We start from the raw sequence: 5,650 nt of genomic DNA, 5'->3' as shown, positions 1-5,650 counted from the left end.
CGTCCACTTCAGGGAACTCCTCGGCCTCCTCGCCAAAGGAGGACCGTCTCGGTTGGTTTCTCCGAGGAGCTTCCCTCTTTCCCGCTCAGCCCTGCTCGCCGACTACACACTTATAGGGACACGACCCCATGAAGCGCTTGGTGGCCTTGGCCTGGTTCGCGCGCATGGTGGTGTAGGCCCGGAATGCGGTGGTGCTTTTGATTCTCATCGACGTCCTCGCGTTTTGCGCGGGCGTGGTTGCCCGTCGCGAAAGACATACACGCTCTTGTTTTCAGGTAAGGCAAGTCCTCATCGTCTGGTGGGCGTGAGTCGAGTGGGGTTAGGGTCGATGCGCAACTATCCCGTGATTCTGAGAGGTTTTCTCCTGGGGACTTGGAAGTACTCGACTGGGCGCGAACGCAGTGGCGCGGCGCTCTGCGAGCCGTAGGGAGTTCGTGTGGTTTTTCGCCGCGGATTCCCTCTCCGCCGCTGTTCAGCCCAGCAGGGTGTTCAGGAGCTTCATCCCGCGCCTGGCTTCCGCCTCGTCGCCCTCGGCGAGCTCCAGGTAGAGGCGGCCGTGGTTTGGCTCCGAGAGGCGCTCAGTCTGGACGAGCCACCGCTCGTTGGCGGGGGTATTCAGCTCCAGCCTGGCGGCAAAGGCATGGAGCAGCGCGCTCAGTTGCCGGTGGGAGGCGCCGGGCGGAAGGCGGACGTCGAGTTGGGGTTGGGCTGTGCCGTACCGGCTCTTGCTGAGGCTCGGACTCAGCGCTGCGTTGTGGAGGTCAACCATCTTCAACTCGGTGAGGTGAGAAGGGAGGGGCGTGGCGCTCATGGTGGGAATTCCTATGGAGTGGCACGGTGCTGGGGTGCCCGTCGCAAAATGCATACACGCTCTGGTTGGCGCGCGTATCAAGTCCCCTCTGGTTTTTTGGTGTTGTGTGTATTGGGTTGGCGGCGGGCTTGGTGCCGCCGCCTGTATTCCCAAATGTCAGCGAAGGGCGTTGCGGAGGACCTGCAGCCCGCGCTCGGCTTCCTCGCGGGCTGGCCGAGGGCCGCCGACGCCGAGCAGCACCACGTAGACGCGGCCCCGGGTTCCGTCGTCGAGGACGTCCGATGCCGCGAGCCAGTGCTCACTCGGTGGCGTGAGCAGCTCCACGCGCGCGGACAGCAGCAGGAGGGCGGTGTTGCGTTGGCGCGAGGACGTCCCCGGAGGGAAGGCGACCTCGACTTCAGGCTGTAACTCGCAGCCGCTGCTGTGAAGGGCCAGCTTCACCTCCACACGGATGCCTGCGAGCGCCTTGCGGAGGGCCTCCTTGACGAGGGCTTCAAGGCCCTGTTGCTTCGTCGTCATGGCGGGCCTCACTCCGCATCCTGGGCAAAGAGGGCTGCGGCCTCCGGGGCGCCCATGTCGACGAGGTAGCGGCGGATGGCGCGGCGGAAGAACTCCGTCCGACTCGGCATGCCGGCGTTGCGCCAAGTCTTGTCGAGGCCCTCCAGTGCTTCTGCCCCGAAAGAGAGGGGGATGACGCGCTTGCCGTCCTCGCGCACTTTCGCCTCGCGCGCGAGGCGTGGCCCCACCGGCACACGCCCAGCCTCCGCCTCCCGAATTTTCCACCGGAGGTAGCCAACATTGCTGCTACTGGTGGGCCGGCCGAGGACTTTGCGGTACTCCGCCTGCAACGCCTCCAGCGGCATGTTGGCGAAGCGCCCGCGCTGGGGAGAGGGTGGGGTGGCCTCCGCGGACGAGGGCGTGGCCTGGGCAGCGGGCGTCGCAAGGGGCGTGCTGGGCGCGATGGCTGCCCCTTGGCGGGAGGGGCTGCGCTGCTTCTTCGCGGCGAGGCTCTCCTCGATGCGGCGGATGAGGTGCACCTTGTTGGGGCTGCGCGTCTCCTCGCCCACCACTTCACGGTAGCGGGCGCGCAGCTCCGTCAGATTCAGGGACTCCAGCTTCTTCGTCTTGGCGGTGGTACGGGGCATGGCGGTGCTGTCCTGGTTGGGCCGTGGGTACACGTTTGGCGTCCGCGAGGGTGGCCTGGAGGCCCTCGCGTGCGGCTGCTCTCGTTGGGTGGGAAGGGGCTACGTGCTGCGGGAGTTTCGGGCGGCCTTCGCGCTGCCTCGCAAGGAGGCCTTACGGAGCCTCATGGACTCATTCTGCGGGCGCGCAGTAGGCCTTCGTGCGTGAGGCATACGCGCTCTGTTTCGCGTGGAAGGCAAGTCATTGTGCGCCAGGCGCGCGCAGGTGCGCGAAGCACTCCAAGTCGATGGCGCGCGGGCCGACATGCACGAAGGGGGTGGAGCCGTCCGGGAGGACGGGGGCCGCGTCGATGCAGTCCTCGGCGGTGACGCCCCCGAGACGGGCCAGCGTCTCGTTGTCACAGACGTAGTAGTCGTCTGCGTCTGGGTTTGAGTCGGGCCGGAGGCTGCCGCGCAAGACGCCGAAGATGCGAACCTGCTGCCCGTGGAGGCCGGGGATTTCGTTGCCGAGGTAGGTGGTGGTGCTGCCGATGAGCATGGGTGTCCCCCAACGGCGCCGTGGGCGGCGCGTGAGGGCATACACGCTCTGCTGCGCGGACATGGCAAGTTGAGAGGGAGAGAGTTGTGGTGGCCAGTGCGAGGGCGTCTGTCTTGCTTCAAGCCCCGTGGTGGGAGGCGCGCCGAGGGGGCTTTCAGTTTTCCCTCGGTTGTTTGGCGGCGGAGTGCGCCTGTGTGGAAGCGGGAGGCCCTGGGGAAGAATCAGCTGTGTCAGAACGGCGACGCGCCGACAGGATGACGCCCGGCACCGGGGGGAACTGGTGCCGGGCGTCACGTCTCGCTGGAGTGAGGTCCGCGGGACTTCAGAAAGCCGCCACAGTGCTTGGCTGCATGGGCGTGTCGCCCTCGCGCTGGGAGGCGATGGAGCGGCGCAAGTCCACCTGCGCCCCTGCGTGACGGCGAGGCGCCAGGAGGGCGCGAGTCACCTCGGAGCGGAAAAAAGGGGGGCGGCGGTGTCGCCCTCGAGCGTGTCAGGCTTGAGGCAGTCGTTGGAGGATGCGGGCTTCGAATCGAGAGGGTGTGCGGAGTCGCAATGCCAATGGGTGCCGATGGGCCACTTCTCTGTGTGCGCAATGGGCTATAGCGCGACGGGCGATGTCGGGTGGGGCAGGGCGCATGGTAGCCGGGGAGGGCGAAGGCGCACCTCTTCGACGCGGGCCCGTCATGCCGCAGTTTTGCCGCTAACGGTGCCTCCAGAGGAAGACTCGAGGACTTTGGGGACTGCAGTTTCGTCTTCCAAGGGTTGAGGTGTGCTGCTGATTGGGAGCACCCCGCCTCTCGGTTAGGTGCTCCCCTAGTCGTGGCTCACATGAGTCGAGCGCGGAACCTGCTCGCGCTCGACTGCATGTTGAGTCAATCCTCGGGCTTGGTGAATTCAATGCGCGGTCGAGGGCTAACACTCATCATTGCACTGCGTGAGTTGGCACCCATAGTTCACAGCTTTCGCATCGGCGTCCCGTCGCGCGAACCGGCACGCTTTCTTGCACCCTCCGAGGAACGTGGTGCTACCGAACCCAACGACACCACAGGCGCCGCCGCTGGCGGTGTTGCCCGAGCAGGTTGTCTTGCAGTTGCGTGCGAACTGCGTGACGTCGTTCTCCTCGGATGAGAACTCCTCCGAGGGGAGTTGTTGCGATGCCTCATCCGAGGCGGGTGGGGGTTGTCCGTCCGTCCCGGGCCCGCAGCTTGCGCCAGCGAGTCCCAGGGTGCCGAGGAGGGTTAGCAGAATGAGGTGCCGCTTCATGATAGCTCCTTCATGGCCTGTCTGGTGTGGGTGGTGAGTCAGACGGCGAGGGTGGCCTAAATGCTTTTGAGGTGTCCGTCAATGAAGCGAGTTTGAGGGTGTTTGTTATTGGTGGGGTTTTGTGAGAGTCCGAGAAGAAGCGCCTCCGAATCTCGCGGGGGATGGGAATGTAGCGGCGTGGTTTGGGGTGTAGGACGATTGGGTGCACTGCGGGGTGTCCTGGAGTCCTCGGACCGCCTGGTGCTTGGGCGGGCGCCGCTTCGGCCGTGACGGCGGCCGATGGTGAAGAGGCCCTTGGGTGTCGAGGGGGCTGTCGCCTTGGCGGACGTGTCGAGCAGAGGACGGGAGGCGACTTCGAGAAAGCGAGGTGCTTCGAGTGCGAGAGTCGCGAACGCCAGAGTCCCCCGCTTTGGGGTTGAGCGCTGCTGAATATGGGGGTGGCTCACCAGCTTGGAGTCTGGGACTTCCGTCTCCCATGGCGCTCGCTGCTTTTGGTCGGACTGCCCATGCTGGTAAACAAGGAAAAGGCAGGCCCTCCTCGATGAGGGCCGCTCTGGACTGCCCCAACTGCAACTTGCCTTGTCTTGCCGAGCGCCCCTCGTCGCGTCGTAGTCCGTTCGCCTCACGGATGATTGGGCCATTGGTGCTGGTAGGCCCCATGTCTTCGCGCGCTGCTCGAAAGCTCGCGCTCTTGGGGAGTCGGCTCCGGCCGTGGGTGTGCGTCTCAGGTTGACGCAATTCAAGTGTCGACGCATATGCGTTCCTGGAGTGGCGGGCCCGCCACTGCCTCCGCTGGGGAGAGAATGCAGACCGCGTTCGTCGTGAAGCACGAGGGTGCGCCCGTCCTGGACTTCCAGGTGGAGCTGCCAAGGTTGGAGGCGGTGTCCGCCAGGCAGGAGGCACTCGGTGCGCGCATTCGCGCGCGGTCGCTGACGGCTGTCCTTCAGCGCCTCGTCAGCGCGCCAGGCCGCGCAAAGCAGCTCCGGGAGAACCCACGTGAGGCCGGGTTGCTGGTGGACGCATTTGTTGCCAGCGTCCAGCGCCTGCAGTCCGCGAGGTGGTGGATTCAAGCGGGCAGCACGGACGGAGTGTGGGAGGCGCTGCAACCTCGACTCCGTGCGGCGTTTGAGGGGGCGCCAATCCCCGCCGCGCCGGAGTCCTCGGGGTTTCTTGGTGTCCTCGTCGCCACCGTGGGTGACGTCTTGCGCGTCACCGCGCCATGGCCCCCTGCCTTTACGGCTCGGGCCAAATCGCTCGCAGGCCGCTGCCACTCCGCGGAAGAGGGCGAAGGCTGCTACGAGTTTGAGCGCGCTGACGAGAGGGCTGTCCGCGACCTCCTCCTGTCCGTATTCGGGACGAATGGGGCCAAAGTGCCAACCGTCACCGTGCATCGCCGCGTCACGACGGAGGAGGGTTGGGGAGAGGAGTTGTGGGGGGCTCGGCAGGCGCCTTGTGGTGCGCGGTGGCCGGTACGAGGAGTATCGACTCGGCCCCGGCGTCACCGTCATCGCGGGCAGCTTTCCGGAGGGCCTGCCGAGAGGCGCGGCCAATGCCCTCGGCAACAAGGAGGACGTCACGCTGGAGGTCCGCGACGTCCCCTTGGCACTGGCCGAGCGAATGGCGCAGGCGCTCCCGAGCGCCTACGAAATCATCCGCAAGCCCTCGTGGCGCCACGCGCTTGAGGCTGAGCGCAAAGGACTCCAATCCCGGCTTGCTGACATTGAAGCCGCGCTGTCAGGGCTTCCTCCGGACGAGGGGGAGGCGCCACGCTAAACGACGAGGCGTGATTCCCGATCGGCCCGGAGGGTAGGCAGGCGCTGGACGAGTGGGGAAGCGGCAGGAACCCACTCCGTTCGGCCCTGTGTGAGCAAGTACCAGAAGAAGAAGCGAGCCCTG

General features: G+C 66.1%; 6 protein-coding genes. 1 reads left to right on the top strand and 5 read right to left on the bottom strand.

The annotated features are described in order from the left end of the window. Window positions 1-85 precede the first annotated feature (85 nt). The 5 genes from KRR26_RS37525 to KRR26_RS36020 all read right to left on the bottom strand — a co-directional run bounded on the left by KRR26_RS37525 (window position 86) and on the right by KRR26_RS36020 (window position 2,491). Window positions 86-208, bottom strand: a complete 123-nt coding sequence (locus KRR26_RS37525) for a hypothetical protein (RefSeq protein ID WP_268905934.1) — start codon at window positions 206-208, stop codon at window positions 86-88. Window positions 209-472: 264 nt separating this feature from the next. Continuing rightward, window positions 473-811: a hypothetical protein gene (locus KRR26_RS36035; RefSeq protein WP_217082143.1), complete on the bottom strand. Its 339-nt coding sequence runs from the start codon at window positions 809-811 to the stop codon at window positions 473-475. A 156-nt stretch (window positions 812-967) separates the two neighbouring features. Beyond that, entirely contained in the window at window positions 968-1,330 is a 363-nt protein-coding gene (locus KRR26_RS36030) for a hypothetical protein (RefSeq protein WP_217082142.1), read from the bottom strand. Between the two features lie 8 nt (window positions 1,331-1,338). Next, complete coding sequence (locus KRR26_RS36025; RefSeq protein WP_217082141.1) at window positions 1,339-1,956, bottom strand: ribbon-helix-helix domain-containing protein; 618 nt, start codon at window positions 1,954-1,956, stop codon at window positions 1,339-1,341. A gap of 238 nt (window positions 1,957-2,194) precedes the next feature. Beyond that, window positions 2,195-2,491 (bottom strand): hypothetical protein, encoded by a 297-nt coding sequence (locus KRR26_RS36020; protein ID WP_217082140.1) that lies wholly within the window; start codon window positions 2,489-2,491, stop codon window positions 2,195-2,197. A 2,718-nt stretch (window positions 2,492-5,209) separates the two neighbouring features. On the opposite strand from KRR26_RS36020, the gene KRR26_RS36015 reads away from it, so the two are divergent. After that, complete coding sequence (locus tag KRR26_RS36015) at window positions 5,210-5,527, top strand: hypothetical protein (RefSeq protein ID WP_217082139.1); 318 nt, start codon at window positions 5,210-5,212, stop codon at window positions 5,525-5,527. Window positions 5,528-5,650: the final 123 nt, after the last annotated feature.

The organism is Citreicoccus inhibens (assembly GCF_019039035.1).
GTDB lineage: Bacteria > Myxococcota > Myxococcia > Myxococcales > Myxococcaceae > Citreicoccus > Citreicoccus inhibens.
The sequence above is the reverse complement of the archived record's forward strand: the minus strand, read 5'-3'. Positions and strand labels throughout refer to the sequence as shown.